This window comes from Mesorhizobium sp. P2_F8, assembly GCF_056403655.1.
Genome location: NZ_JBFUFB010000001.1, coordinates 45,693 through 69,907 on the forward strand (window position 1 = coordinate 45,693; position 24,215 = coordinate 69,907).

Here is a 24,215-nt window from a genome sequence, read left to right on the forward strand (position 1 = left end):
TCAAGCCCGCTAATGTTCCAGCCTCTTTTGTCGGCGCGCATACCGGCCCGGTATTCCCTCACAGTCGCGGCGCTGGTCTCGTGCCTGATCTGTGTCGCAGGGTCCAGAACCAAGCCGTCGAGGAGGATGGTCACGCGGTCGTCAATCTGTACGCGCTCCCGTGGCGCGCGTCCGCGTGGGACCGACAGAACCGAGTGTCCAGCCCGTCCTCCGTGCCCGCTCTGGCCGGCTTGCTGCATCCAACCACGCGACTGCGGCTAAACATGCTGCTCGGCTCCTAAGCCCGCCTCTTCACCTCAGTCTTGCGTTCGCGCCTCGCCGCCCAATACGTCAATCCGGTATCCCTCAAGATGGCCACCCCGTATCATCGGGCAGGCAAGCGTCTAACAGCAGGGAGAGCGAACGACACCGGCAAAAGGCCGCGCCATGGTTACGCGGCGTTACCGTTACGTACTTGTGTGCGCCACCGATGGGCGAGACCCTTGCTGACGATTGCCGTCGTCAGAATGGAGGACTGGCAAATGATCCGTATGCCGCTTGCCGTGCTGTTAGCTGCCTCTCTGCCTGTGCCGACATCAGCTCAGATTGTGTCCGAGGAGCAGGCGTCCGAGATAGCAAGAGACGCCTATGTCTACGCCTATCCGCTGATGTTGATGGATGCCTTCACACAGGGCACCAACTATGCTGAACCAACTGGGATCGTCACCCAAGCACCGTACAATCAGTTCAGCCACGCGAAGGCGTTCCCTTCTTCGGACTTCAAGGCCGTTGTCCGTCCGAATGTCGATACCCTGTATTCCTCCGGGTAACGGTCAACTTGCGATCTGACTGGGGTACACCAGCGCTCCGGTTCGTCCTGACGCGAACGTGGAAAGAGTGTCGGAAAGGCTGGAACCGGCGATTGACAGCGTGGAGCGGCGACATGACCTTCATCGACATCTTCGCCTGGATCGTCCTCCTCGTCGTCATAGCGACACTTGTTGCGGTCGTCGTGGCGCTGGGAGCAATGCCGGGCCGTATTGCACGCAAGCGGGGCCATCCCTGGGCGCAAGCGGTGGCAGTTGGTAGCTGGGCAACCTTGATCTTCGGCTTCGTTTTCTGGCCGCTGGTGCTGATCTGGGCCTATGTCGACTTCCCGGAAAAGAGGGACGCGACCAAATGATCGTCGTCCTTCTCAATGGTTACATTGCGCTTCTCGCCCTCTTCGTCTGGCTGAGGTTCATCCCGTTCAACCTGTTTTGGAAGCTGTCCCCGGTCATCGTGCTGCTGGCTCTTCTCATCGGCCTGTTCATCCCGATGGGATGGGGAGCGCCGTCCGGGCCAGCCGCAGTGCAGCGCAACTCCGTACAGATCATTCCGTCCGTGGCGGGCGAAGTCATCGACGTCCCTGTGCTTGCTAACACGCCGCTCAAGGCAGGCGATGTTCTTTTCCGCATCGACCCGACGATCTACGAGGCACAGGTTCGCGGCATCGAGGCGCAGCTCAAGCTGGCGGAGCTGCGGCTTGGTCAGTTCTCACAGCTTCAGAAGAACGATGTCGGACGCGCCTTCGATGTCGAGCAGCGCCAGGCCGAGCGTGACCAGCTTCAGGCGGAGCTCGACGCGGCGAAATGGAACCTCGACAAGACGACCGTTCGTGCGCCAACCGACGGCTATGTGACGAACCTCGCCCTTCGCAAAGGAGCGCGCGTCAACGGCCAATCACCCGTCATGGCCTTCATCGACACATTCGACACCATCTTTGGCGCCGAGATAGCGCAGAACAATGCGCGCTACATCGAGGCTGGTCAGCCGGTCGAGGTCACGTTCAAGACGCTTCCCGGCGAGGTCTTTGAAGGCAAGGTCGAGACGGTAATTCAGGCGATTGCCACCGGGCAGTCGCAGCCGGGAGGCCTCGCAGTGGCGCCGTCGGAGGTGCTGGCGTCTCCCTTTGTAGTGCGCTTCAAACTCGACGATCCGTCGGTCGGGCACCGGCTACCAGCGGGAAGCACTGGCGTTGCCGCCATTTACACCGATCATGTCAAGGCGGCGCATGTGATAAGGCAAGTTGTACTCAGACAAAGCGCCATCCTGAACTACGTCAACCCGTTCTGAACCGGACCGCGCCGGCCAGAGGTGCAGCAACAGGTCAAGGCGCTCGCCTACTTGCGCCCGATTGGTTCGAGGCGCTTGGCCAGCCTCGCGAGCGTCGAGCGTGAGCAGTTAGTGGCCTTCACGATGGTGCTCCAGCTCTGGCGCTTGCGCAGCAAGTCCATGATGGCCTCGTTGCGTTCGGCGTCCGGAACCGCATGAAGGTCCTTGGCAACAATCGCACAACGGCAGAAACTCCATTTGGCAGGGGGCGCGAGCTTGGAGGAGAGCGCGCTATGCTCAATGAACGAAAGCGAGATCAGTCCGCAGCGCCGCCGACCATGTCTGTCAGCCGACGCAGCATCCTGCTTGGCGGCAGCGCACTTGCGGCTGCCTCAACTCTCATGGGTGAGACACGGGTTGCCCAGGCCCAGGACCAACCCACGGCGGCGGCCGACGGCAAGCCGAACATCCTGGTCATCTTCGGCGACGACATCGGGCAATCAAACATAAGCGCCTATACATTCGGCGTGATGGGCTATCGCACGCCGAACATCGACCGCCTCGCCCGCGAAGGCATGATGTTCACCGACTACTATGCCGAGCAGAGCTGCACGGCAGGGCGTTCGACATTCATCACCGGGCAGGCGACGCTCAGAACCGGCCTGTCCAAGGTCGGCCTTCCGGGGTCAACGCTCGGCCTGCAGCCGCAGGACATCACAATCGCCGAGGCGCTGAAGCCGCTCGGCTACGCCACCGGCCAGTTTGGCAAGAACCATCTCGGCGACCGCAACGAGTTCCTGCCGACGGTGCATGGCTTCGATGAGTTCTTCGGCAACCTCTATCATCTCAATGCCGAGGAGGAGCCGGAGAACCCCGACTACCCGAAGGACCCGGCCTTTAGAGCAAAGTTCGGACCGCGCGGCGTTCTGAAGTGTAAGGCCTCGGACACTGACGATCCGACCGAGGACCCACGCTTCGGGAAGATCGGCAAGCAGACTATCGAGGACACCGGACCGCTGACCAAGAAGCGCATGGAGACGATCGACGACGAAACAAGCGCGGCGGCAATCGACTTCATCCAGCGTCAGAAGCAAGCGGGTAAGCCGTTCTTCTGCTGGTTCAACTCAACCCGCATGCATTTCATCACTCACGTGCGGGCGTCAATGCGAGGCCAGAGCGGCATGCCGGACAATGAATATGCCGACGGCATGATCGAGCATGATGGCGACGTTGGCAAGCTGCTCAAGGCGCTCGACGATCTCGGTATCGCGAACGACACCATCCTAATCTACACCACTGATAATGGTCCGCATTTGAACGGATGGCCGGACGCGGGCATGACACCGTTCCGCAACGAGAAGGCCTCGAACTGGGAGGGCGCCTACCGCGTGCCCGCCTTTGTACGCTGGCCAGGTCACATCCAGGCCGGAAGCGTGTCGACCGACATCATATCGGGGCTGGACTGGTTCCCGACGCTACTCTCAGCGGTCGGCGATACCGACGTGAAGGATAGGCTGCTCAACGGCTGGGACATCGGCGGGAAGACCTACAAGGTGCATCTCGACGGCTACAACCAGCTTGCATATCTCACCGGGCAACAGGAGAAGTCGGCGCGAAAGGAGTTCTTCTACTTCAACGACGACGGCCAGTTGGTGGCGGTCCGCGTGGAGAGCTGGAAGATGCAGTTCTGCGAGCAGCGCGCCGAGGGGGGGCTGGCCGTCTGGCGCGAACCGTTTGTCTGCATGAGGGGACCGACGATGTACAACCTGCGTATGGACCCGTACGAGCGGGCGAGTATCACATCGAACACCTGGAACGACTGGATGCTGAAGCGCGCCTTCCTTGTTGTGCCGACACAGGTCGCGGTCGCGCAATTCATCGGGACGTTCAAAGCGTTTCCGCCACGCCAGCGGCCTGCGAGCTTCAGCGTCGACCAGATCATGGAGCAGTTGCAGGCGCCGCAAGGAGGCTGACACAATGAGACCGTAGCGTGGTGCCGACCACGTCACGCACGCTGTACACGAGGTACCTGGAGCCGCTTCGCCAACCTCGACAGGGTCGAGCGAGAGGCTCCTGTCGCCTTCACGATGGTGTTCCAGCTCTGCCCCTTCCGCAGCATGTCCATGATCGCCTCGTTACGGCCGGCGTCCTCTGGGCGACCCTTCATGCGCCCTTCAGCCTTTGCCTTGGCGATCCCCTGAGCCTGCCTGCGGCGTCGGTCGTCATAGTCCTTGCGGGCGATGGCGGCGAGCATGTCGAGCAGCATCCCGTTGAGCGCATCGAACATCCGCCCGGTGAAGGCGTCCTCGGTCTTCAGAATCATGTGCGAAGTCGGCAAGTCCACCGCCACGACCTTGACCTCTCGGTCCTTGATCTGACGGGTTGTCAGTGGTGCCCCTAGCCGGGATCGAACCAGCACTCCTTGCGGAACTCGATTTTGAGTCGAGCGCGTCTACCAATTCCGCCATAGGGGCTCAGGCCGGGCGGCCTGGATGGGCGCGGACTATACGGTTGGAGGCCTGTTCGTCAACTGGCCAATTGTCGATGGCCCGGATGCGACCAAACTTCACCTTTCGATTTCGTGGCGGCGCTGCCATTGTGCAGCGCGGAAAATCTTTCTAGACAGGCGGCGCATCAAAGCGAGGCGCGTCCCACTGGATGGATGGCGCGCGCTTTGGGTCTTTGTTTGTGCATGCCCTTTGGTTTGTGCATGCCAATTTCCCGATACCGCTGCGCACCGTTTGGGCGACACGCATAGGAGTGCCGATGCTTCGCGGACTTTACGACTGGACCTTGTCGCTGGCGGCAAGGAAATCCGCGGAATGGTGGCTTGCCATCATCGCCTTCATTGAGAGCTCGTTCTTCTTCGTACCGGCCGATGTGCTCTATCTGCCGATGGCGTTGGCACGCCCCGACCGCGCCTACCGCTATGCGCTGACCGCCACGGCCGCCTCGGTGCTGGGCGGCATCGCCGGCTGGATGATCGGCTATTTCGCCTTCGACGCCATCGCCCGTCCGATCCTGGAGCATTTCGGCGGCCTGTCGACCTTCGAGCGCTGGCAGAATTCTGGTACCGGCCTGATGCTGGTGCTGCTCGTTACGTCCGGTCTCGCGCACCTGCCGCCGATCAAGGTCGTCACCATCCTTGCCGGCGCCCTGCACGTCAATTTGCTGATCTTCATCATCTCGGCCATCGTCGCGCGCGGCGCCCGCTTTCTGCTCCTGGCCTGGCTGCTGCGCCGCTATGGCGAGCCGATCCGTGAGTTCATCGAAAAGCGTCTCGGACTAATCGCCGGCGCCGGGGCGGCTGCCCTGATTTTGCTCTATATCCTCGTCAAATACGCGTTCTAGTCCTGTCGCCCAAAGTGCCCGGCGCTGTTGGGACAAGGACAGGGACAAAGAGCGCGGCGAACTCAACGGACGAAGAACACGATGACAGCGACCATGAATGCCGACACCGGACGCCAGCGGACGCGCACCGCCTTGTTTCTCGCCGTCGCCATGGCCGCTACCGTGGGCTCGGCGCTGGGCTTCCAGTATCTCGGCGGCTACATCCCCTGCCACCTCTGCCTTGAACAGCGCACGCCCTACTACATCGGCGCGCCGCTGATGCTGCTGGCGGTGCTTACATCCATGCTGCACGCGCCAGCATGGCTGACGCGCGGCCTGCTGGCCATAGGCGGCCTGCTCATGCTCTACGGCCTCTATCTCGGTGTCTATCACTCCGGCGTCGAATGGCAGTGGTGGGCCGGCCCGACCGATTGCACCGCCGGCGCTGGACCGGTCGACACCGGCGGCAAGGGCGTGCTCGACGCGCTCGACAAATTCGTGCCGCCCTCGTGCGACAAGGCGGCGCTGCGCATCCTCGGCCTGTCGCTGGCCGGCTGGAACGCCATCGCCAGCCTCGTCCTGGCCGCCGTCGCCTTCCGCGGCGCCCTCACCCGCGATTGAGCAAATTCGTTTGGCCGGCGCGACGCAGAGTTCGCGCAAAAATTCGGCAGGCTGTGTCGGATGGCGCGGCTTTCGAGAACCGGAGCGGAGCGTACTCAGGTACGTGAGCACCGGAAGCGCAGAAAGCCGCGTCAGGCGGCCAGCATGGCGGATTTGTGCCGAACTCTACGGTTCGAGTTCGACATCCCAGTACAAATAATCCATCCAGCTTTCATGCAGATGGTTGGGCGGGAACAGGCGGCCGTTGTTGTGCAAATCGTGCACCGTCGGCTGGAAGGGTTTCTGCAGCGGCCACATCTTGGCATGCGCCGGCATCATGCCGCCCTTCCTGAGATTGCAGGGCGAACAGGCCGCGACGACATTCTCCCACGTCGTGGCGCCACCGCGATGGCGGGGGATGACGTGATCGAAGGTCAGATCCTCCGGCGTGCCGCAATACTGGCACTGGAAGCGGTCGCGCAGGAAGACGTTGAAGCGGGTGAAGGCCGGGTGCCTGGACGGCTTCACATAGGCCTTCAGGCTGACGACGCTCGGCAGCTTCATCGAGAAGGTCGGCGAGGAGACGGCGTGCTCGTATTCGGCGACGATGTTCACCCGGTCGAGGAACACCGCCTTGATGGCATCCTGCCAGGACCAGAGCGACAAAGGGTAATAGCTGAGCGGACGGTAATCCGCATTCAGCACCAGTGCTGGAAGCCCATCCGGAGATACGGCGACCGTCACGTGTTTACCTCCTTGGTTCTAGACCCGAACGGCGGGGATACTGTAAGCCTGACATGACAGGGATGTGAAGCGGATTGTCGCGCCGCTGAAGCGCCAAAAATGCGTGATTCTCATGCCTTTTTGCAGATTAAGCCGGCGGCGCGGCGTCCCGCCCTCTGGTTTCGCGATAATAGGACCAGAAAAGCCGCGATGCGACACCTCGCCACGGGCTCCATGATTCGGCCAGTGCCATCAGTGTTTTCTCCGGCGGACGCGGCTCGATGCCGAGCGCGTGACCGACCGCGCTCTGCAAGGCGACGTCGCGCGCCGGAAAAATGTCGGGGTGGCCGGCGGCAAACAAAAGATACACTTCCGCCGTCCACGGGCCGATCCCGGACACCGCCGTCATTGCCGTGATCGCCTCCTGGGCGTCGAGCGAACAGAGGTGATGGAGGTCGAGCCCGTCGGCCACCGCCTGGGCAATGGCGATCAGCCCACGCTGCTTCGGCCGCGACAGGCCGGCCTCGCGAAACATGTCTTCGCCGGCGGCAAGAATCGCCTGCGGCGTCAGCGGATCGACGAGTTTGGTCAGCCGGCCGAAGATCGCATCGGCGCTGGCGCGGGACACTTGCTGCGAGACGATGATCGAGGCCAGGCTTCGGAACCCGGGCTCGGAAAGCCGCAGCGGCACCTCGCCGGCCATGCCGCGCACCTTTTCCAGGCGCGGGTCGATCAGGCAAAGCGCATCGAGCCCCCGGGCAATGTCGTCTGATGTGGCAATGCGCTGCATGTTTCTTGTTCCTTGACCCTCGACAGGGTAGCAATTGGCGAAGCGCCGCAAAACCTGATTGCCGCCGGACAAATGACACTCCTGACATTCCGCTTCGCCCCCAGCCCAAACGGCGACTTGCATCTCGGCCACGCCTATTCGGCACTGCTCAATCAGAAATTGACTGACGCCACCGGCGGCCGCCTGCTGCTGCGCATCGAGGATATCGACACGACGCGCTGCACGCCGCAATTCGAGGCCGGCGTGCTTGCCGATCTGACGTGGCTGGGGCTTGGCTGGGAACAGCCGATGCGCCGCCAGTCCGAGCACTTCGCGGAATACGAGACGACGCTTGATCGGCTGATTCGGGACGAACTCGTCTATCCCGCCTTCATGAGCCGTGGCGAGATCCGGGCCTTCATCACCGAGAGCGAACAGCGCGGACGCGACTGGCCTCGCGATCCCGACGGCGTGCCGCTGTACCCCGCCGCCGACAAGGCGCTGCCGGCGAAGGAACGCAAGCGACGGATCGCCGAGAACGCGCCCTTCGCCTGGCGGCTGGATATCGATGCGGCCGTGGCGCGTGTCGGCAAGGACCTTGCATGGGCCGAATTCAGCGATGAGAGGCTCGTCGCGACACGCGCGATAGAAGCCCGGCCGCAGGACTGGGGCGACGTGATTGTGGCGCGCCGCGACATCCCGACCAGCTATCACCTCGCCGTCGTCATGGACGATGCCCTGCAAGGCGTCAGCCATGTCGTGCGCGGCCAGGACCTGTTTTCCGCCACCGGCGTGCAGCGCCTGCTGCAGGAACTCCTCGGACTGCCGCAGCCGGCCTATTTCCATCATCGCCTCATCCTCGGGCCGGATGGACGAAAGCTGTCGAAGAGCCTCGGCGATACCGGCCTTGCCGCCTTGCGCCATGCCGGCGCTTCGGTGGACGACATCAGGCGGATGGTCGGCCTTTGAGCCTGGCGGGCCAGAGAAACCGCGTGGCGAATTCGGGTCATGTCGGTTTGAAATTGCTCCCTCGTCAATCTCCATCAAACGATTGTCGCGTGACGGTCAAAACTTCTGTATGCTCGGCGCCAAGCGATGGAGGCTTCCATGAAGCGACATCTGACTGACCAAGAAAAGGCGCGCGTTCGCGACAGGCTGACGGCAATCGAGGGCGCCAAGTACCCGGACCACATCGTTTCGGTCATGGTGAACAACGAGACCGACGACAACGGCGATCCGGTATGGTCGGTGGTCAAATCATGTGACGACAGGGAAGCTGTCTATGGGCACAGCCCGCTTATCAAGTGGCCGGGGTGCACCTGGTAACAGAGATCAGTCTCCCGAAATTTCAAACTGAGCCGAATATCGGGTAGTGGGTCAGTTTGAATTAAAAGAAGTCGACGGCCTGACCGACCTGCACATAACCGAACACGCGAAAGCCGTCGGGAGTTTCCTCGCCTGGCACGTGTACCTCCTTGAGAGCCGCCCGGACACGTTCTCGCTGGGCTGGTGTTTCGACATGAATGTCTAAGTGAAGGATGGTTTCGTATCCGCCCTCCCTAAAGTGGTAGAACCATTCACGGTCGGGCTGTGAGCGGTAGCCGTTCATGGAAAGTGTGCTCCATGACGGGGGCGGAGTGAGCGCGTACATTTCCAGCCGGAGCTCATCCCACTTTGTGTTGTTCATCGCCGGATGGAGCATTTCATTCCTTTCAAAGCCCTCGCTTCTTGTACGTGCCGCGCACGGTAGGCTTTTCGGCTTCCTTCGCCTCGACCTGCGAAACGATGTCCGCGATTTCCCAAGCTTGTCGGTGACGCCAGCGGCCATCGCCGGAGTCATGCGCAGCGAAGCATGGATGCGAACAAAAAAGTACATGAAGTGTAGCGCAACCGCGTTGGCGTGAGCCTCGAATTCGCCGTCGGTTGAATTCCAGTGATGTATGGATCAATCGTTTCGTTTTGCGCGCCGCCTTGAACCGCATTAGAGCAGCGCCACGATCAACTCTCCCCAGTGCGGCGGTCTCCCGAACATGCACAGCATCAAGCGGTTCATCCCCGCCACCTTCGTTGTCCTGTGGGCAACCGGCTTCATCGGCGCGCGCTACGCCATGCCGTGGGCCGAGCCGTTCACCTTTCTTGCCGGGCGTTTCGTGCTGGCTGCGATCCTGCTGGCCGTCCTGATGGTCGTACTGGGATCGAAGAGAGCCACCCGCACTGAAGCGCTGCACGCCACCGGCGCCGGCATCCTGATGCATGGCGTCTATCTCGGCGCCGTCTTCTGGGCCATCCACCGGGGCATGCCAGCCGGATTTTCGGCCCTCATCGTCGGCCTGCAGCCGCTGATCACGGCCGTGCTTGCCGGCAAGTTTCTCGGCGAGGCGATCCTGCCGCGTCACTGGGCCGGGCTTGGCATCGGCCTCATCGGCATCGTCATCGTGCTGTGGCCGAAGCTCGGCGCGCTCGGCGGCGGCGTGACGGCGGCGACGCTGACCGCCTCGCTGGTCTCGGTGCTCGGCATGAGTGCAGGTACGATCTGGCAGAAGCGTTTTGCCTCCGGCGGCGACCTCGTCGCGGCGACCATGTGGCAATATGTCGGCGGCGCCTCTTTGATGATCCTGGCTTCGCTCGCCTTCGAGACACGCACCGTCGTCATCAACGGCGAATTGATCTTCGCCATGGCCTGGCTGGTGCTGGTGCTGTCGCTCGGCGCCATCTTCCTGCTGATGGTGATGATCCGTGACGGCGAGATGTCGAAAGTGGCCTCGCTGTTCTACCTGGTGCCGGCGGTGACGGCCATCATCGCCTGGGCCCTGTTCGACGAGCAGCTCAACGCGCTGCAGATTGTCGGCATGGCGATCACGACATTCGGCGTCGGCCTGGCAACGGCTCGACAGGCCAGGCCTCGGCCTTTCAATCAACCGACTCGGGCGCGCGCCTCCAGATAGCGGCTGATCGCGGCATTGAGTTCGCCGCCGAGGATGAAGATCGCCGAGAGCATATAAAGGAAGACCACCGCGATCATGATCGAGGCGAGGCCGGCATAGGTCGTCACATAAGACGAGAAGTGATCAAGATAGGTGGCGAAGACGGTCGAACCGACGAGCCATGCCGCCAGCGTGAAGATGATGCCCGGTATGATCGAGACAAAGCGGCGCCTGCCCGCCGGCAGCCAGAAATGCACGGCAAACAATCCGCCGACGATGACCACCGAGGCGATGACGTAGCGCCACAGCGTGATCGTGCCCATGTAGGGCTTGATCCCTTCGATATGGGCTTCGGCGAGCCGCGCCAGCAGTGGCGCGAACACCAGGAGCACGCTGATCGCCAGGAAACCGGCCGTCGCGATCAGAACGAAGATGATGCTCTGCACCCGGCGATAGATGATGCCGCGCGTTTCCGAGACGCGATAGGCGCGGTTGAGCGATGTGCGCAACGCCTCGATGCCGTTCGAGGCAAAGTAGGCGGCAAGCAGCACGCCGTAGGTCAACAGGTCGGTGCGCCTGACGGTCAGCACATTGAGCACCTCGCGCGCGATCGGCTTGGCGATCTGCTCGGGCCAGGTGTCGAAGACCAGATGCACCGCCGTGTCCGAGAACGCCTGCGCTCCGAGGAAGCTTGCCAGAGTCGTGGCGAAAATCAGGAACGGAAACAGCGCCATCAGCGAGGTGATGGCCAGATGGCTGGCCATTGCCCAGCCGTCATCGGTGTTGAAATGGCCGAGCGCGTCGTAGAGCACGCGGCGCAGGGCGACAATATTCCGCAGCAAGAACCCGCGCTCCCTTCGATTGTCTCGACGCCGCGAATATGGGAAGGGATTGCGGCAAATGGCAACCCTTGGCGAAACCACGAACAGTCAGGCGCAAGCGTTGCGCTCGATCATCGTTACCGGCGCCTCTTCGGGAATAGGCGCCTACTGCGCCCGCGCATTGAAGGCGGAAGGCTGGCGGGTGTTCGCGACGGCACGCAAGCCGGACGACATCGCTGCACTCGAAGCGGACGGCATCGAGGCCTTCTATCTCGACTACACTGAAGCCGCATCCATTGAAGCGCTGGTCGCATCGGTTCTGGATCGCACAGGCGGCCGGCTCGACGCCTTGTTCAACAACGGCGCCTACGCGCAAGCCGGCGCTGTCGAGGATCTGCCGGTGGCGGCGCTCAAGCAGCAATTCGAGGCGAATTTCTTCGGCTGGCACGACCTGACCCGGCGGCTGGTGCCGGTGATGCGACGCCAGGGCCATGGCCGCATCGTCCATTGCTCGTCGATCCTCGGCCTCGCGCCGGTGCGCTTTCGCGGCGCCTATTCGGCTTCGAAGCACGCGCTGGAGGGTCTGATGCTGTGCCTGCATCAGGAACTCAGGGGCAGCGGCATCCATGTCTCGCTGATCGAACCCGGGCCGGTAACGTCGAAAATCGCCAGCAATGCACTGCCATGGTTCCTGCAGAACGTCGATCACGAGAATTCGGTCCACCGCCTAGACTATGAGGCGCAACTGGCAAGGTTGCGGGCCGGCGGCAGCCAATCGGCATTGAAGCCGGGGCCGGAAGTGGTACATGCGGCGCTGCGCCATGCGCTTCTGTCGCGGCGCCCGCGCCCGCACTATGTGGTAACAGCGTCGGCTAAGATCGGTGCGGCGCTCAAACGCATCCTGCCCGCATCTATACTCTACCGCTTCCTTGCCAAACGCGCCTGAACCAACCGAACTGGGAACACACCATGGCAACCGTCTTCAACATCCTCGCCATTCTGGTCATGGTCGCCGTGGTGATCGTGCTCGTTCGCGGTCTCATCAACATGATGCGAGGCGGGTCCGGCGTCACCTCGAACAAGCTGATGCAGGCGCGTGTTCTGCTGCAGGCCGTGGCGCTGGCGCTGATCCTGCTGGCGGTGTATTTCACCCGCAAGTGAGGCCGTTCGGGAGGCGATGTGGTCAAGCTCAACAAGATCTACACCCGCACCGGCGATGATGGCACCACCGGTCTCGGCACCGGCGAACGGCGGCTGAAATCGGACCTGCGGGTGGACGCCTACGGCACGGTCGACGAAGCCAATGCCTGCATCGGCATCGCCCGGGTCCACACGACAGTCACCCACCCGGTGATCGACGCCATGCTTTCCCGCATCCAGAACGATCTCTTCGACCTCGGCGCCGATCTCGCCGTGCCCGACGACGGCAAGCCGCTCGGCTATGAGCCGCTGCGCATCATCGCCACGCAAACCGACCGGGTCGAAAAGGATATCGACCTGCTCAACAAGGATCTTCAGCCGCTCAGATCCTTCGTGCTGAACGGCGGCACGCCGGCCGCCGCCGCCCTGCATCTCGCCCGCACCGTGGCGCGGCGGGCCGAACGGCTGATGGTGGCCCTGGCCCAGGACCCCCGCGAGCACGTCAACCCCGACGGGCTGAAATACATCAACCGCGTCTCGGATTTCCTGTTTGTCGCCGCTCGGGCGATCAATGACAATGGAAATGCCGACGTGCTATGGGTTCCCGGCAAGAACCGCTGAACTGTCCGAAAGCGCGAGGGGGCCAGGGGACCGATGTTCATCCCGCTTTACGACACCAACAGGCTGCGGCACATCCGCCTGCAATATGTGACGATCGGGTTGATCGTGGTCAACGCCCTGGTCTACTTCGCCACCGCGCTCGGCGGCGAGAATTTCTCCAATGCCGCCGTGCTCGGCCTCGGCTTCATCCCGGCCGTCGTCCATGACACCGCTGAGCTTGATCCTCGCTTTGTCGTCGTCCCCGAAAGCCTGAGCTACCTCACCTATTCCTTCCTGCATGCCGACATCTTCCACCTCGGCGGCAACATGTTGTTCCTGTGGGTGTTCGGCGACAATGTCGAGGACGCCCTCGGCCACGTCCGCTACCTCATCTTCTATCTGTTGTGCGCGATCGCCGGAGCCGCCTTCCAGGGCCTCATCGCCTGGGATTCGCAGGTGCCGCTGATCGGTGCGTCCGGCGCCATCGCCGGCGTGGTCGTCGCCTATCTGATCCTTTATCCGCGCGTGAAGGTGTGGGTGCTGGCCTTTGCCCGCATCCCGCTGCGCATTCCGGCCTTCATCCCGCTGGTCCTGTGGGTGGCGTTCCAGGTGGTGATGTTTGCCGCAGGCGGTGAGGACCGGATTTCATGGGCCTGCCACATCGGCGGCATCATCGCCGGCGCCATTCTGGTGCTTGTCTTGCGCAGCCGTGGCGTGCCGCTGTTTGCCGGCCCCGACGAGGATGTCCCTGTCGCTCCCGCTGACCAGCCTGCGGCCGAACCGGTGACCCCCGACCCGCCTGCCGCGACGCCACGCTGGGGGCGGGGAAACGCTTCCGGTTCGGATTGAACCGATTTGAGCGCCTTGCGGCGTATTGACGTGCAGGGTTACCGCAACTACGGAAACGTCTCCGTCGCAGCCTAAGGCGGTCAAAGACCAGAATTTCCATCCGGAATGTCGGCTTTCGACAACTCAGAAAGGGCGCAGGCTGTTATAGCGCGCCTAATTATCTTGAAGAGGTGACAGGCAATGAAGATCCTTGTGCCCGTAAAGCGGGTTGTGGATGCGAACGTCAAGGTTCGCGTGAAGGCTGATGGTTCGGCGGTGGAACTCGCCAACGTCAAGATGGCGATGAACCCGTTCGACGAGATCGCGGTTGAAGAGGCGATCCGGCTGAAGGAGGCCGGCAAGGCCGAAGAGATCATCGTTGTTTCGATCGGTCCGCAGCAGGCGCAGGAAACCTTGCGCACCGCGCTTGCCATGGGTGCCGACCGCGCCATCCTGGTCAAGACCGACGAACAGACCGAGCCGCTCGGCGTCGCCAAGGTGCTGAAGGGCGTCGTCGACGCCGAACAGCCCGGCCTCGTCATCCTCGGCAAGCAGGCGATCGACGACGATTCCAACCAGACCGGCCAGATGCTGGCGGCCCTGCTTGGCTGGGCGCAGGGCACCTTCGCCTCCAAGGTGGTGCTCGACGGCGACAAGGCCAAGGTGACGCGCGAGGTCGACGGCGGCCTGCAGACGGTGGAGCTGAAGATGCCGGCGATCGTGACCGCCGACCTTCGCCTCAACCAGCCGCGCTACGCCTCGCTGCCCAACATCATGAAGGCCAAGAAGAAGCAGCTCGACGAGAAGAGCCCGGCCGACTACGGCGCCGACGTCAAGCCGCGGCTGAAGGTCATCAAGACCGAGGAGCCGAGCGGCCGCAAGGCAGGCGTCAAGGTCAAGAGCGTCGCCGAACTGGTCGACAAGCTCAAGAACGAAGCCGGCGTTTTGTAAGCGGTCGGGAAAGGAACACGAAAATGGCTATTCTTCTGATTGCTGAACACGACAACGCCACCCTTTCCGACCAGACCGCCAAGGCGCTCTCCGCGGCCCTGCAGATCGGTTCGGACGTGCATGTGCTGGTTGCCGGCAAGGGCGCCAAGGGTGCGGCCGACGCCGCAGCCAAGCTGAAGGGCGTGAGCAAGGTGCTGCTGGCCGAGGCCGAAGAGCTTGCCGAGCGCCTCGCCGAACCGACCGCAGCACTCGTTGTGTCGCTCGCGGGCGGTTACGACACCATCATCGCGCCGGCGACCTCGTCGGGCAAGAATGTCGCGCCGCGCGTGGCGGCCCTGCTCGATGTCGCGCAGGTCTCCGAGATCATCGAAGTCGTCTCGCCCGATACGTTCAAGCGGCCGATCTATGCCGGCAACGCCATCCAGACGGTGCAGTCGACGGACGCCAAGAAGGTGATCACTGTCCGCACCGCCTCCTTCCAGGCAGCCCCCGAGGGCGGATCGGCCGCGGTCGAGACCGTGAAGGCGGCGGCCAATCCCGACCTCTCCACCTTCGTCGAGAACAAGCTCTCGGAGACCGACCGTCCGGAACTGACCTCGGCCAAGATCATCATCTCGGGTGGTCGCGCGCTGGGCTCCTCGGAGAAGTTCCAGGAAGTCATCCTGCCGGTCGCCGACAAGCTTGGTGCCGCCGTCGGCGCTTCGCGCGCCGCGGTGGATGCCGGCTATGCGCCGAACGACTGGCAGGTCGGCCAGACCGGCAAGGTCGTTGCCCCCGATCTCTACATCGCGGTCGGCATCTCCGGCGCCATCCAGCACCTCGCCGGCATGAAGGATTCGAAGGTCATCGTCGCCATCAACAAGGACGAGGAAGCGCCGATTTTCCAGGTCGCCGACTACGGCCTCGTCGGCGATCTCTTCGTCATCCTGCCGGAACTGCAAAAGGCGCTTTGACGCTCTCTGCCAAAGCGTATTAAATAGTGAAGGGTGGGGTAGACGAAGTCGCCCCGCCCTTTTAGTTTGCACCGCACAAAAAGCAGGCCGCAAAGGCCTTTTGACGGGATCGGTGTAATGAGCAAGATCGAGACGATCGGCATCATCGGCGCGGGCCAGATGGGCGGCGGCATCGCCCATGTCTCCGCGCTTTCGGGCTACAAGGTGCTGATCTACGACATATCGCCCGACCGTATCGAGAAGGGCATCGCCACCATCAGCGGCAACATGGCCCGCCAGGTAGGGTCAGGCAAGCTCGACGAGAAGGTGCGCAACGAGGCGATGGCGCGTATAGCCTCCGCCCCGGCGATGGCCGATCTTGCCGGCGCCGATCTGGTGATCGAGGCGGCGACCGAGGACGAGACGGTCAAGCGCAAGATCTATGCGCAGCTCTGTCCGCAGCTCAATCCCGAAGCCATCCTGGCGACCAACACCTCGTCGATCTCGATCACGCGGCTTGCCGCGCAGACCGACCGGCCGGAGCGATTCATCGGCATACATTTCATGAACCCGGTGCCGCTGATGAAGCTGGTCGAACTGGTGCGCGGCATCGCCACCGAGGACCAGACCTTCGAGGCGGCGAAGACCTATGTGAAGCAGCTCGACAAGACGATCACGGTCTCGGAGGATTTCCCGGCCTTTATCGTCAACCGCATCCTGCTGCCGATGATCAACGAGGCGATCTACACGCTCTATGAGGGTGTCGGCTCGGTCGACGCCATCGACACCGCCATGCGGCTCGGCGCCAACCACCCAATGGGCCCGCTGCAGCTGGCCGATTTCATCGGGCTGGATACCTGCCTGTCGATCATGCAGGTGCTGCACGACGGCCTGTCGGATTCGAAATACCGCCCCTGCCCGCTGCTGGTCAAATACGTCGAGGCCGGCTGGCTCGGCCGCAAGACCGGACGCGGTTTCTACGACTATCGCGGCGAGCATCCCGTTCCGACGCGCTAATCAGGTCCGGGGGCTGATCGGCCGAGATCAGGAGGCCGCGGCAAGCGGCTCGGGCGGTTTCGTTCTGTCGTCCATGACCTCGCCGTCCGGCGCCACGCAAACGCAGCCGCGGCCGGCCGCCTTGGCCGCATAGCAAGCGGCGTCGGCCCTGGCGATGATCTCGTCGACTTCGCCGCAACTGGCGCCGATCGCAGCCAGGCCGATGCTGGCGCCGATCACGTGAGGACGGCCATCCCAGGCGAAGGCCAGTCCGCGTATCGCATCGATGATGGAACGCGCCGCGATTTTGGCGCCGGCAGCCGAACCCGATTTCAGGACGACCGCGAATTCGTCGCCGCCCAGGCGCGCGACCATGTCTTCGGGACCAAGCACACCGCGAACCGCCTCGGCAACCCGCTTGAGCAAGGCATCGCCGGCTGCATGACCGCCGGTGTCGTTGACCAGTTTGAAGTGGTCGAGGTCAATGAACATGAACTGATATCCGCTGCCTGTGCCCGAGATGCCGCCCTTGCGCGCCTGATCGACCAGGTCCTCCATGGCGCGGATGAAGCTCGAGCGATTGGCAAGGCCGGTCAGTGCGTCATGCGCGGCCGCATGGGCAAGCTGGCGCTGCAGCGCGCGCGCGTCGGTGAAGTCCTGGAAGACGATGACCAGTCCGCAGAATTCGTTTCGCTCGTTGATGATCGGCGACACCACCTGGCGGATGCTGCAGCGCGTATCGTCGCGCCGGATCAGGACGGCGCGGCTGTTCTGGTCGGCGGGCGCCTGGCCGCCGATGGTCGGCCGGGTGACGCCGATCCGGTGCCCCGTCTCCTCATCGACCGCCCAGTAGACATGGCCAAGCATCTTGCCGAGGGCCTCGCCACCGGCAACCCCGGTCAGCTTTTCGGCGACCGGGTTCATGAAGGTGACGCGGTTTGCGGCATCGGTGCAGATGACGGCATCGCCGATCGACTGCAGCGTCACCCTCAGCCGCTCCTTCTCATCGGCCAGCATCGCCGCCGATACGGTGAGGCGTGCTTCCGCCTCCTTGCGCTGGGTAATGTCGGTCAGGCTGCCGATGGCCCTGACCAGCCGCCCCTCCTCGTCACGCTCAATGGCCTTGCCGCGGTCGAGTATCCATATCCAGTGGCCATCCCTGTGGCGCATCCTGAATTCGGCTTCGAAGTAGGGTGTCTTGCCGTCGAGATGGGCGCGATCCGCCTCGGCGACGGTCTCGCGATCGTCGGGATGGATCATCGTCAGCCAGCAGTTGGGATCACCGTCGAGCTCGCCTTCGTCAAAGCCCAGCATCTTGCCCCAGGTCTCGGAGTACGTCGTCCCGCCCTTGCGCATGTCGAGATCCCAGACGCCTTGGCCGGCACCGGCAAGCGCGAAATTCCAGCGCGTTTCGGCTTCGGCAATGCGCGCCTCGGCCTGCTTGCGGGCGTCGATGTCCTCGATCTGCGAGACGAGATAGAGCGGACGGCCGCTCCTTTCGTCACGGATGACGGAGCCGGCAAGATGCGCCCAGACGGGTGTGCCATCCTTCCTGAGATAGCGTTTCTCGAAGTGGAAGGAATTGACCGTGCCCGCTTTCAGACCGGCCATCGTGTCCCGGCCGATCTGGATATCGTCGGGATGCGTGATCTGGAAGAAGGTCAGCGCCTCGATCTCCGCGCGGCTGTAGCCAAGCATGGCGGCGAAGGCCGGATTGGTCTGGAGAATGCGCCCGTCGAGGCCGACAACGGCGATACCGATCGCCGAATCCTCCATGGCGCGGCGGAAGCGCTGCTCGCTCTCCCCGATCTGCCGGCGATCCTCGCTGATCCGGCGGATGCACAGGGCGGCAAGGAAAAGCGCACCCGCCGCCACCGCCACCGAAACCTGCATGCAGAGCTTCAGCGCCTCGGTGCCGGGATCCAGTCGCGACAGCAGGATCGAGGCTGCCCCCACACCAAGGCCGGCCACGAGCAGCGCCAACCCTGCGTGCCCAAAAGATCTTCGGCCGGTCAATCCTCGCCCCATCACGATACGTGCCACCCCCGTGCGCAAACGCATGTTGTCGCGCCGACCTTGGCGGATCGATTTTAAGGAATGGTTGCGTGCGGCATGCCGGCGCGATTGGTACCCGACAAACAATTGCCGGCATGATTAAGGATCGGTGTGCATGGGGCGCGACTGAGCAATTCCAGGAAAAGTGTGAGACGGTTTTCCGTCCAGAGTTGCGTCAAACAAAAAAGATGGAGCGGTTCGGCGTTTCCGTGAACCGTTCCGGGCGCCGCACTACCAGCGCACGAAAAACCGCCCGCCGAGTGCGCCAAGCAGCGCGAGGAACGCAATCGCTATCGTGTACCAGGTGGCGACGAAAAGCGGCGAATCGTCGAAGCAGTGCGCGGCGTAGAAGGTCGCCGCCAGCCCGCCCGCAAGCAGGCCCGCGACCGCGCCGGCAAGCACCGGCCGTGTCGGCGCGCCGTAGCGTAGCATCCACAGGAAAATGGCAAGCGGGCCAATGCCGATCAGCGGAATGAAGCCCATGCAGATCATCATGTTGGAGCCGACCATCCTAGTGCCCCAGTCGGCCTCGGGCACGGCAAGCAGCTCAAGAACCACGGCCAAGGCTACCAACAGCGGCGCGGCGATCATCCCGGCCATTGCCCTGCTGGTTGGCGCACCGGGTGTCGACAAGGCGCGGATCAGGGCGAAAGCGCTGATCGCGAGCACGATGGTGAAGACGAATTTGGAGAGAAAGCGCATCGTGTGCGCGGCGACCATGAAATCGGGGCGCGGGCCGATCGTCAGCAGGAAAACGATAGCCGCGATAACCGCCGCCGCACCGGCGGCCATCCACCAGGCCGATTGCAGCGGCATCGCCTTGCTGCGGGCATCGGCGTCCAGCGCTTTGATGAGATCGTCCGTCCTCATGTCATTCCCGCCCGAATCGCCCCTGCCCGAATCGCTTGGCTATCGCGGCAAGTCCCCGATGCAGCGACACCCGCACCGCCGTCTCGCTGATGCCGAACTTTGCCGCCGTCTCGCCGATTGACTGCCCCTCCACCGACACGGCCGAAACCACCGAACGCTGTGCCGGCGACAGGCCGTCCAATGCCCGGTTGATGTCGCGTTCGCTGACGCTCTCCTGTTCCGGTTCGGCGAAGGTCTCGGCGATATCGTCGACATCGATCTCGATGCGCCGTCCGCGCCGCCGGAACGCGTCGATCAGCTTGAAGCGGGCGATCGCATAGACCCACGGCAACACTGGCGCATCCTGGCGCCAGGTATGTCGTTTCACATGAATGGCCAGCAAGGTTTCCTGCACGACATCCTCGGGATCGACCCCGCCCTGCACGATCTTGCGCCTGACAAAACCGCGAACCAGCGCGGCAATCCGGCGCAGAAAGTCGGCGTAGGCCTTTTCATCTCCCGCGATCGCGGCCCGCATCAGCCGGGAAAGCTCGGCCTCATCCTTGCCGGTCACAAGAGTTACTCCCCGATTTTCGCGTCTCGGCGGTGATTTGTTACGTGGCCGGCGAAATAATGTCCAAGCCAAATTACCGGCAAATCACGAAAGTTTGCGCCTCGGCGTTCGATCAAAATCGGCAAGTCAATGTTGACTATCCCTGTCAGGTATTGATAGGTGCAGCCGTCACAGACGCAAGACTCCGAAATCCGAGGAAAATGCCATGAAGTATGCTCTTTCCACCCTCGTCGGCGCCGCCGCGCTGGCAATCAACCTGATCGCCGGACCAGCGATGGCGGAAGATGATGGCATCATTGTCTACAATGCCCAACACGAGAACCTGACCAAGGCGTGGGCCGAAGGCTTCACCAAGGAAACCGGCATCAAGGTCACAGTCCGCAATGGCGGCGACAGCGACTTCTCCAACCAGATCGTCGCTGAAGGCGCGGCCTCGCCGGCCGACGTGTTCCTGACCGAAAACTCGCCGGCCATGGCGCTGGTCGAAAGTGCCGGCCTGTTCGCGCCGGTCGACGCCGACACGCTGGCCCAGGTTCCCAACGACTATCAGGCGGCCAGCGGCAAATGGGTCGGCGTCGCGGCACGCAGCACCGTCTTTGCCTACAACAAGACCAAGCTGACGGCCGACCAGCTGCCCAAGTCGATGCTCGATCTCACCGATCCGAGCTGGAAGGGCCGCTGGGCCGCCTCGCCGTCGGGCGCCGATTTCCAGGCCATAGTCAGTGCGCTGCTGCAGCTCAAGGGCGAAGCCGCCACCGCGGACTGGCTGAAGGCGATGAAGACGAATTTCACCGCCTACAAGGGCAACAGCACGGTGATGAAAGCGGTCAATGCCGGTGAGATCGAAGGCGGCGTGATCTACCACTATTACTATTTCGGCGATCAGGCCAAGACCGGCGAAAACAGCAAGAATGTCGAACTGCATTATTTCAAGAACCAGGATCCGGGCGCTTTCGTTTCGATCTCCGGCGGCGGCGTGCTGGCCTCGAGCAAGCATCCGAAGGAAGCCCAGGCGTTCCTGAAGTGGGTGACAGGCAAGGGCGGCCAGGAGATCTTGAAGACCGGCGATTCCTTCGAATACGCGGTCGGCAAGGGTGCAGAGTCCAACCCGAAGCTGGTGCCGCTGGCCGATCTGCAGGCACCCAAGGTCGATGCCACGACGCTGAACTCCAAGAAGGTCACCGACCTGATGACGGCAGCCGGCTTGCTTTAGTTGCCATTCCTCCTAAAAGGACAACCAACCACGCTCCCGCGGGAATTGGCCTTCCGCGGGAGTGATTTTGTTTTTCGAGATGGCATTCGTCGATGACGACACGCTGTGTTCCCGACCGCAATTGCGGTCCTTCAACTGCTGCCGCTGGACGGCACCGGCACGGCGTCTGACCTGATGCAGTCTGCGGTCGATCTCGCGCGCTCGGGCCTGCCTGCGGGCACAGGCCGAAGGGCTCGGCGACGCGCGGCACCCTGGCTGGTCATCGCCGCCCTCTTCGTTTCGCTGCTGGCGCTGCTGCCGCTTGCCTTCATCATCTGGACCGCGGTGCAGACCGGCTGGGAAACCGTCTCGGCACTGGTCTTCCGGCCGCGTGTCGGCGAGCTTCTTGTCAACACGGTCCTGTTGGTCTTGCTGGCCGTGCCGATCGCCGTCGTGTTGTCGGTGGCGCTGGCCTGGCTGACCGAGCGCAGCGACCTGCCTGGCGCCCGGCTCTGGGCCTGGCTGTGCGTGGCGCCGCTCGCCATTCCGGCTTTTGTGCACAGCTACGCCTGGATCACCATGGTGCCCAGGCTGCACGGTCTGGGAGCCGGCGTGCTGGTTTCCGTCATCGCCTATTTCCCGTTCCTCTATCTGCCGGTGTCGGCGGCATTGCGCCGTCTCGATCCCGCCCTCGAGGACGCCGCGGCAGCGCTCGGCCTTGGGCCATGGCGCGTATTCTGGCGCGTCGTGCTGCCGCAACTCAGGCTTGCCATCTGCGGGGGCTCGCTGCTGGTCGGGCTGCATCTGCTGGCCGAGTACGGGCTCTATGTCTTCATCCGCTTCGACACCTTCACCACGGCGATCGTCGACCAGTTCCAGTCGACCTTCAACGGACCGGCGGCCAACATGCTGGCCGGCGTGCTGGTGAGCTGCTGTTTCGTGCTTCTGGGCCTCGAAGTGCTGGTGCGCGGCGAGGAGCGCTATGCACGCGTTGGCTCCGGCGCCGCACGATACCAGCAGCGCGCGCGCCTCGGCCGCGCCACCATTCCGTGCCTGGCCTTGCTTGTCGCCACCACGCTGCTGGCGCTGGGCGTGCCATTCATCACCATCGGCGGCTGGCTTGCCGCCGGTGGCACCGCCGTCTGGCGCTTCGACGAGATCGGCCTTGCGCTCGGCCAGACGCTGTTCCTGGCGCTCGCCGGCGCGCTGCTCGCCACTGTCGCCGCCATGCCTATGGCCTGGATATCGATCCGCGCGCCCGGGCCATTGCAGCGCCTGCTGGAGGGCTGCAACTACATCGTCGGCTCGTTGCCGGGGGTCGTCATTGCGCTGGCGCTGGTCACCATCACGGTGCGCGTCGCCATGCCCCTCTACCAGACCCTGTTCACCATCCTGGTGGCCTATGCGCTGATGTTCCTGCCGCGGGCGCTGGTCAGCCTGCGCGCATCGATCGCGCAGGCGCCGGTCGAACTCGAACGCGCTGCTTCCAGTCTCGGCCGGCCGCCGCTGCAGGCGCTGTGGTCGACGACGATCCGCCTGTCGGCGCCAGGTGCCGCGGCCGGCATGGCGCTGGTGGCGCTCGGCATCATGAACGAACTGACCGCCACCCAGATGCTGGCGCCGAACGGCACCCGCACGCTGGCGATGGCGTTCTGGTCCTACAGCGGCGAGATCGATTATGCCTCGGCCGCCCCTTACGCCTTCATCATGGTGGCGATGTCGCTCCCCTTGACCTGGCTGCTCTATGTCCAGTCGAAACGGATGGCCGGACGATGAGCTTTCTCGAAATCAGTGGCCTGCACAAGCATTACGGCCCGGTGGCGGCACTTGCCGGCGTCGACCTGAGCGTCGTCAGCGGCAGCCGCACGGCGATCGTCGGCCCGTCCGGTTGTGGCAAGACGACCTTGCTGCGGCTGATCGCCGGCTTCGAGGCGCCGGACCAGGGTCGCATCACGCTCGATGGCGAGGTGCTGGCCAAGGACGGCAGCGCGGTGCCGGCGCATCGTCGAGGCATCGGCGTGGTGGCGCAGGACGGCGCGCTGTTCCCCCACCTGACCATTGGCGACAATATCGGTTTCGGCATGGGTCGCGGCGAGGACAAGCGCGCCGAGCGAATCGCCGAACTCGCCTACATTGTCGGGCTCGACAAGGCGATCCTCAAACGCCGCCCCCATCAACTCTCCGGCGGCCAGCAGCAGCGCGTGGCGCTGGCCCGCGCGATGGCGATGAAGCCGCGGCTGATGCTTCTCGACGAGCCGTTCTCGGCCCTGGATACCGGCCTGCGCGCCTCCATGCGCAAGGCCGTCGCCGAACTCCTGGAGGCAGCCGGCATCACCACCATCCTGGTGACGCACGACCAGGCCGAGGCGCTGTCCTTCGCCAGCCAGGTGGCGGTGATGCGCGACGGCAAGTTCTCGCAGGTCGGTACGCCGCGCGAGCTCTACCTCAAGCCGAAGGACAGGATGATCGCCGAGTTCCTCGGCGACGCCATCATCCTGCCGGCAAAGATATCGGGCGGCTTTGCCTATTCTCCGCTCGGCCGCATCGCCGTCGATACGTCGGACAGCCGCGATGTTGTCCGCATCATGCTGCGGCCGGAGCAGATTGCCTTGAAGCGCACATCGCGCGAGGGCATGTCGGGCACCCCTGACATGCTGTTCGGCGAAGTGACGGAATCCGAATTCGCCGGCTCGATGTGCACGGTCGCGGTACGGCTTCTGAACAGCGCCGATCCGCCCGACGCCGCCGCGATCGGCAACACGCCGCTGATCCTGCGCAAATCCGGCATGGACGCGCCGGCGGTCGGCGAGATCGTCCGGCTGACCGTATCAGGAACGGCACACGTGTTCGCCTGAACG

At 63.5% G+C, this 24,215-nt stretch carries 27 protein-coding genes, 1 tRNA gene and 1 pseudogene; 19 read left to right on the top strand and 10 right to left on the bottom strand.

All coding sequences use genetic code 11. From position 1 onward, the window contains the following. The first annotated feature begins 482 nt into the window (after window positions 1–482). The 4 genes from AC1DZP_RS00205 to AC1DZP_RS00220 all read left to right on the top strand — a co-directional run bounded on the left by AC1DZP_RS00205 (window position 483) and on the right by AC1DZP_RS00220 (window position 4,046). Window positions 483–809 carry a DUF1254 domain-containing protein gene (locus AC1DZP_RS00205; RefSeq protein WP_477299754.1) on the top strand — a complete coding sequence of 109 codons (327 nt, stop codon included), beginning with the start codon at window positions 483–485 and terminating at the stop codon, window positions 807–809. Window positions 810–922: 113 nt separating this feature from the next. After that, window positions 923–1,162 (top strand): DUF3302 domain-containing protein, encoded by a 240-nt coding sequence (locus tag AC1DZP_RS00210; protein WP_095084844.1) that lies wholly within the window; start codon window positions 923–925, stop codon window positions 1,160–1,162. Next, window positions 1,159–2,094 (top strand): HlyD family secretion protein, encoded by a 936-nt coding sequence (locus AC1DZP_RS00215; RefSeq protein ID WP_477299755.1) that lies wholly within the window; start codon window positions 1,159–1,161, stop codon window positions 2,092–2,094. Before AC1DZP_RS00210 ends, AC1DZP_RS00215 begins: the two co-directional genes overlap by 4 nt. A 272-nt stretch (window positions 2,095–2,366) precedes the next feature. Further along, the gene (locus tag AC1DZP_RS00220) at window positions 2,367–4,046 is read left to right on the top strand and encodes an arylsulfatase (RefSeq protein WP_477299756.1); all 1,680 of its coding nucleotides are present in this window, start codon (window positions 2,367–2,369) and stop codon (window positions 4,044–4,046) included. Between the two features lie 32 nt (window positions 4,047–4,078). Here the strand turns inward: AC1DZP_RS00220 and AC1DZP_RS00225 are convergent, their stop codons facing one another. Together AC1DZP_RS00225 and AC1DZP_RS00230 are read right to left on the bottom strand one after the other, a co-directional pair. Then, the gene (locus AC1DZP_RS00225) at window positions 4,079–4,396 is read right to left on the bottom strand and encodes a helix-turn-helix domain-containing protein (protein ID WP_477299757.1); all 318 of its coding nucleotides are present in this window, start codon (window positions 4,394–4,396) and stop codon (window positions 4,079–4,081) included. Window positions 4,397–4,462: 66 nt separating this feature from the next. Then, window positions 4,463–4,547: transfer RNA gene (locus AC1DZP_RS00230), tRNA-Leu, on the bottom strand. Window positions 4,548–4,839: 292 nt separating this feature from the next. Between AC1DZP_RS00230 and AC1DZP_RS00235 the strand changes: the two genes are divergently transcribed. Next, window positions 4,840–5,424: a YqaA family protein gene (locus AC1DZP_RS00235; protein ID WP_477228421.1), complete on the top strand. Its 585-nt coding sequence runs from the start codon at window positions 4,840–4,842 to the stop codon at window positions 5,422–5,424. Between the two features lie 81 nt (window positions 5,425–5,505). Then, a complete protein-coding gene (locus AC1DZP_RS00240; RefSeq protein ID WP_477299758.1) occupies window positions 5,506–6,024 on the top strand; it encodes a disulfide bond formation protein B in 519 nt (172 codons plus the stop codon). A gap of 165 nt (window positions 6,025–6,189) precedes the next feature. Here AC1DZP_RS00240 and AC1DZP_RS00245 read toward each other — a convergent pair whose 3' ends face one another. Both AC1DZP_RS00245 and AC1DZP_RS00250 read right to left on the bottom strand, forming a co-directional pair. Continuing rightward, a complete protein-coding gene (locus tag AC1DZP_RS00245) occupies window positions 6,190–6,747 on the bottom strand; it encodes an HNH endonuclease (RefSeq protein ID WP_006328497.1) in 558 nt (185 codons plus the stop codon). A 127-nt stretch (window positions 6,748–6,874) separates the two neighbouring features. Continuing rightward, a complete protein-coding gene (locus AC1DZP_RS00250; RefSeq protein WP_477299759.1) occupies window positions 6,875–7,516 on the bottom strand; it encodes a DNA-3-methyladenine glycosylase family protein in 642 nt (213 codons plus the stop codon). A 72-nt stretch (window positions 7,517–7,588) separates the two neighbouring features. On the opposite strand from AC1DZP_RS00250, the gene gluQRS reads away from it, so the two are divergent. Together gluQRS and AC1DZP_RS00260 are read left to right on the top strand one after the other, a co-directional pair. Then, complete coding sequence (gluQRS, locus tag AC1DZP_RS00255) at window positions 7,589–8,464, top strand: tRNA glutamyl-Q(34) synthetase GluQRS (protein ID WP_477299760.1); 876 nt, start codon at window positions 7,589–7,591, stop codon at window positions 8,462–8,464. Window positions 8,465–8,602: 138 nt separating this feature from the next. Beyond that, on the top strand, window positions 8,603–8,821 hold the full coding sequence (locus AC1DZP_RS00260; protein WP_477299761.1) for a hypothetical protein: 219 nt from the start codon (window positions 8,603–8,605) through the stop codon (window positions 8,819–8,821). Between the two features lie 61 nt (window positions 8,822–8,882). Here AC1DZP_RS00260 and AC1DZP_RS00265 read toward each other — a convergent pair whose 3' ends face one another. Both AC1DZP_RS00265 and AC1DZP_RS00270 read right to left on the bottom strand, forming a co-directional pair. After that, window positions 8,883–9,197 carry a DUF6678 family protein gene (locus tag AC1DZP_RS00265; RefSeq protein WP_477299762.1) on the bottom strand — a complete coding sequence of 105 codons (315 nt, stop codon included), beginning with the start codon at window positions 9,195–9,197 and terminating at the stop codon, window positions 8,883–8,885. Between the two features lie 10 nt (window positions 9,198–9,207). Continuing rightward, window positions 9,208–9,404: pseudogene (locus AC1DZP_RS00270) on the bottom strand (IS1 family transposase); the annotation flags it as partial. A 121-nt stretch (window positions 9,405–9,525) separates the two neighbouring features. Between AC1DZP_RS00270 and AC1DZP_RS00275 the strand changes: the two are divergent. Then, on the top strand, window positions 9,526–10,440 hold the full coding sequence (locus tag AC1DZP_RS00275) for a DMT family transporter (protein ID WP_477299763.1): 915 nt from the start codon (window positions 9,526–9,528) through the stop codon (window positions 10,438–10,440). On the opposite strand, the gene AC1DZP_RS00280 is transcribed toward AC1DZP_RS00275, so the two are convergent. Continuing rightward, window positions 10,410–11,261: a YihY/virulence factor BrkB family protein gene (locus tag AC1DZP_RS00280; RefSeq protein WP_095084852.1), complete on the bottom strand. Its 852-nt coding sequence runs from the start codon at window positions 11,259–11,261 to the stop codon at window positions 10,410–10,412. The genes AC1DZP_RS00275 and AC1DZP_RS00280 overlap by 31 nt on opposite strands. 58 nt (window positions 11,262–11,319) lie before the next feature. On the opposite strand from AC1DZP_RS00280, the gene AC1DZP_RS00285 reads away from it, so the two are divergent. From AC1DZP_RS00285 to AC1DZP_RS00315, 7 genes are all read left to right on the top strand, one after another. Further along, window positions 11,320–12,186: an SDR family oxidoreductase gene (locus AC1DZP_RS00285; protein ID WP_477299764.1), complete on the top strand. Its 867-nt coding sequence runs from the start codon at window positions 11,320–11,322 to the stop codon at window positions 12,184–12,186. Between the two features lie 23 nt (window positions 12,187–12,209). Next, a complete protein-coding gene (locus AC1DZP_RS00290; protein ID WP_095084854.1) occupies window positions 12,210–12,401 on the top strand; it encodes a twin transmembrane helix small protein in 192 nt (63 codons plus the stop codon). An 18-nt stretch (window positions 12,402–12,419) separates the two neighbouring features. Then, the gene (locus tag AC1DZP_RS00295) at window positions 12,420–13,001 is read left to right on the top strand and encodes a cob(I)yrinic acid a,c-diamide adenosyltransferase (RefSeq protein WP_477299765.1); all 582 of its coding nucleotides are present in this window, start codon (window positions 12,420–12,422) and stop codon (window positions 12,999–13,001) included. Window positions 13,002–13,034: 33 nt separating this feature from the next. Continuing rightward, window positions 13,035–13,829, top strand: coding sequence for a rhomboid family intramembrane serine protease (locus AC1DZP_RS00300; protein ID WP_095084856.1), 795 nt, complete (start codon window positions 13,035–13,037; stop codon window positions 13,827–13,829). A 180-nt stretch (window positions 13,830–14,009) separates the two neighbouring features. Continuing rightward, entirely contained in the window at window positions 14,010–14,759 is a 750-nt protein-coding gene (locus AC1DZP_RS00305) for an electron transfer flavoprotein subunit beta/FixA family protein (RefSeq protein ID WP_115140588.1), read from the top strand. Window positions 14,760–14,782: 23 nt separating this feature from the next. Continuing rightward, window positions 14,783–15,712 (top strand): electron transfer flavoprotein subunit alpha/FixB family protein, encoded by a 930-nt coding sequence (locus AC1DZP_RS00310; RefSeq protein WP_477299766.1) that lies wholly within the window; start codon window positions 14,783–14,785, stop codon window positions 15,710–15,712. Window positions 15,713–15,829: 117 nt separating this feature from the next. Next, complete coding sequence (locus tag AC1DZP_RS00315) at window positions 15,830–16,708, top strand: 3-hydroxybutyryl-CoA dehydrogenase (RefSeq protein ID WP_095084859.1); 879 nt, start codon at window positions 15,830–15,832, stop codon at window positions 16,706–16,708. 27 nt (window positions 16,709–16,735) lie between these two features. Here AC1DZP_RS00315 and AC1DZP_RS00320 read toward each other — a convergent pair whose 3' ends face one another. From AC1DZP_RS00320 to AC1DZP_RS00330, 3 genes are all read right to left on the bottom strand, one after another. After that, complete coding sequence (locus AC1DZP_RS00320; protein ID WP_477300171.1) at window positions 16,736–18,715, bottom strand: PAS domain S-box protein; 1,980 nt, start codon at window positions 18,713–18,715, stop codon at window positions 16,736–16,738. Between the two features lie 258 nt (window positions 18,716–18,973). Beyond that, window positions 18,974–19,612: an NrsF family protein gene (locus tag AC1DZP_RS00325; RefSeq protein ID WP_477299767.1), complete on the bottom strand. Its 639-nt coding sequence runs from the start codon at window positions 19,610–19,612 to the stop codon at window positions 18,974–18,976. Window position 19,613: 1 nt separating this feature from the next. After that, complete coding sequence (locus tag AC1DZP_RS00330) at window positions 19,614–20,165, bottom strand: sigma-70 family RNA polymerase sigma factor (protein WP_095084862.1); 552 nt, start codon at window positions 20,163–20,165, stop codon at window positions 19,614–19,616. Between the two features lie 205 nt (window positions 20,166–20,370). Between AC1DZP_RS00330 and AC1DZP_RS00335 the strand changes: the two genes are divergently transcribed. From AC1DZP_RS00335 to AC1DZP_RS00345, 3 genes are all read left to right on the top strand, one after another. Then, window positions 20,371–21,378 (top strand): iron ABC transporter substrate-binding protein, encoded by a 1,008-nt coding sequence (locus AC1DZP_RS00335; RefSeq protein ID WP_477299768.1) that lies wholly within the window; start codon window positions 20,371–20,373, stop codon window positions 21,376–21,378. A 174-nt stretch (window positions 21,379–21,552) separates the two neighbouring features. Continuing rightward, the gene (locus tag AC1DZP_RS00340; RefSeq protein WP_477300172.1) at window positions 21,553–23,133 is read left to right on the top strand and encodes an ABC transporter permease; all 1,581 of its coding nucleotides are present in this window, start codon (window positions 21,553–21,555) and stop codon (window positions 23,131–23,133) included. After that, window positions 23,130–24,212, top strand: a complete 1,083-nt coding sequence (locus AC1DZP_RS00345) for an ABC transporter ATP-binding protein (protein WP_095084865.1) — start codon at window positions 23,130–23,132, stop codon at window positions 24,210–24,212. Before AC1DZP_RS00340 ends, AC1DZP_RS00345 begins: the two co-directional genes overlap by 4 nt. Window positions 24,213–24,215: the final 3 nt, after the last annotated feature.

What these genes read in the sequence shown, in the direction of transcription:
- AC1DZP_RS00210 (WP_095084844.1), top strand. Translation starts at nt 923, where the DNA reads ATGACCTTCATCGACATCTTCGCCTGGATCGTCCTCCTCGTCGTCATA.
- AC1DZP_RS00215 (WP_477299755.1), top strand. Translation starts at nt 1,159, where the DNA reads ATGATCGTCGTCCTTCTCAATGGTTACATTGCGCTTCTCGCCCTCTTC.
- AC1DZP_RS00220 (WP_477299756.1), top strand. Translation starts at nt 2,367, where the DNA reads ATGCTCAATGAACGAAAGCGAGATCAGTCCGCAGCGCCGCCGACCATG.
- AC1DZP_RS00225 (WP_477299757.1), bottom strand. Translation starts at nt 4,396, where the DNA reads ATGATTCTGAAGACCGAGGACGCCTTCACCGGGCGGATGTTCGATGCG.
- AC1DZP_RS00235 (WP_477228421.1), top strand. Translation starts at nt 4,840, where the DNA reads ATGCTTCGCGGACTTTACGACTGGACCTTGTCGCTGGCGGCAAGGAAA.
- AC1DZP_RS00240 (WP_477299758.1), top strand. Translation starts at nt 5,506, where the DNA reads ATGACAGCGACCATGAATGCCGACACCGGACGCCAGCGGACGCGCACC.
- AC1DZP_RS00250 (WP_477299759.1), bottom strand. Translation starts at nt 7,516, where the DNA reads ATGCAGCGCATTGCCACATCAGACGACATTGCCCGGGGGCTCGATGCG.
- gluQRS (WP_477299760.1), top strand. Translation starts at nt 7,589, where the DNA reads ATGACACTCCTGACATTCCGCTTCGCCCCCAGCCCAAACGGCGACTTG.
- AC1DZP_RS00260 (WP_477299761.1), top strand. Translation starts at nt 8,603, where the DNA reads ATGAAGCGACATCTGACTGACCAAGAAAAGGCGCGCGTTCGCGACAGG.
- AC1DZP_RS00265 (WP_477299762.1), bottom strand. Translation starts at nt 9,197, where the DNA reads ATGCTCCATCCGGCGATGAACAACACAAAGTGGGATGAGCTCCGGCTG.
- AC1DZP_RS00275 (WP_477299763.1), top strand. Translation starts at nt 9,526, where the DNA reads ATGCACAGCATCAAGCGGTTCATCCCCGCCACCTTCGTTGTCCTGTGG.
- AC1DZP_RS00285 (WP_477299764.1), top strand. Translation starts at nt 11,320, where the DNA reads ATGGCAACCCTTGGCGAAACCACGAACAGTCAGGCGCAAGCGTTGCGC.
- AC1DZP_RS00290 (WP_095084854.1), top strand. Translation starts at nt 12,210, where the DNA reads ATGGCAACCGTCTTCAACATCCTCGCCATTCTGGTCATGGTCGCCGTG.
- AC1DZP_RS00300 (WP_095084856.1), top strand. Translation starts at nt 13,035, where the DNA reads ATGTTCATCCCGCTTTACGACACCAACAGGCTGCGGCACATCCGCCTG.
- AC1DZP_RS00305 (WP_115140588.1), top strand. Translation starts at nt 14,010, where the DNA reads ATGAAGATCCTTGTGCCCGTAAAGCGGGTTGTGGATGCGAACGTCAAG.
- AC1DZP_RS00310 (WP_477299766.1), top strand. Translation starts at nt 14,783, where the DNA reads ATGGCTATTCTTCTGATTGCTGAACACGACAACGCCACCCTTTCCGAC.
- AC1DZP_RS00315 (WP_095084859.1), top strand. Translation starts at nt 15,830, where the DNA reads ATGAGCAAGATCGAGACGATCGGCATCATCGGCGCGGGCCAGATGGGC.
- AC1DZP_RS00320 (WP_477300171.1), bottom strand. Translation starts at nt 18,715, where the DNA reads ATGGGGCGAGGATTGACCGGCCGAAGATCTTTTGGGCACGCAGGGTTG.
- AC1DZP_RS00325 (WP_477299767.1), bottom strand. Translation starts at nt 19,612, where the DNA reads ATGAGGACGGACGATCTCATCAAAGCGCTGGACGCCGATGCCCGCAGC.
- AC1DZP_RS00335 (WP_477299768.1), top strand. Translation starts at nt 20,371, where the DNA reads ATGAAGTATGCTCTTTCCACCCTCGTCGGCGCCGCCGCGCTGGCAATC.
- AC1DZP_RS00340 (WP_477300172.1), top strand. Translation starts at nt 21,553, where the DNA reads ATGCAGTCTGCGGTCGATCTCGCGCGCTCGGGCCTGCCTGCGGGCACA.
- AC1DZP_RS00345 (WP_095084865.1), top strand. Translation starts at nt 23,130, where the DNA reads ATGAGCTTTCTCGAAATCAGTGGCCTGCACAAGCATTACGGCCCGGTG.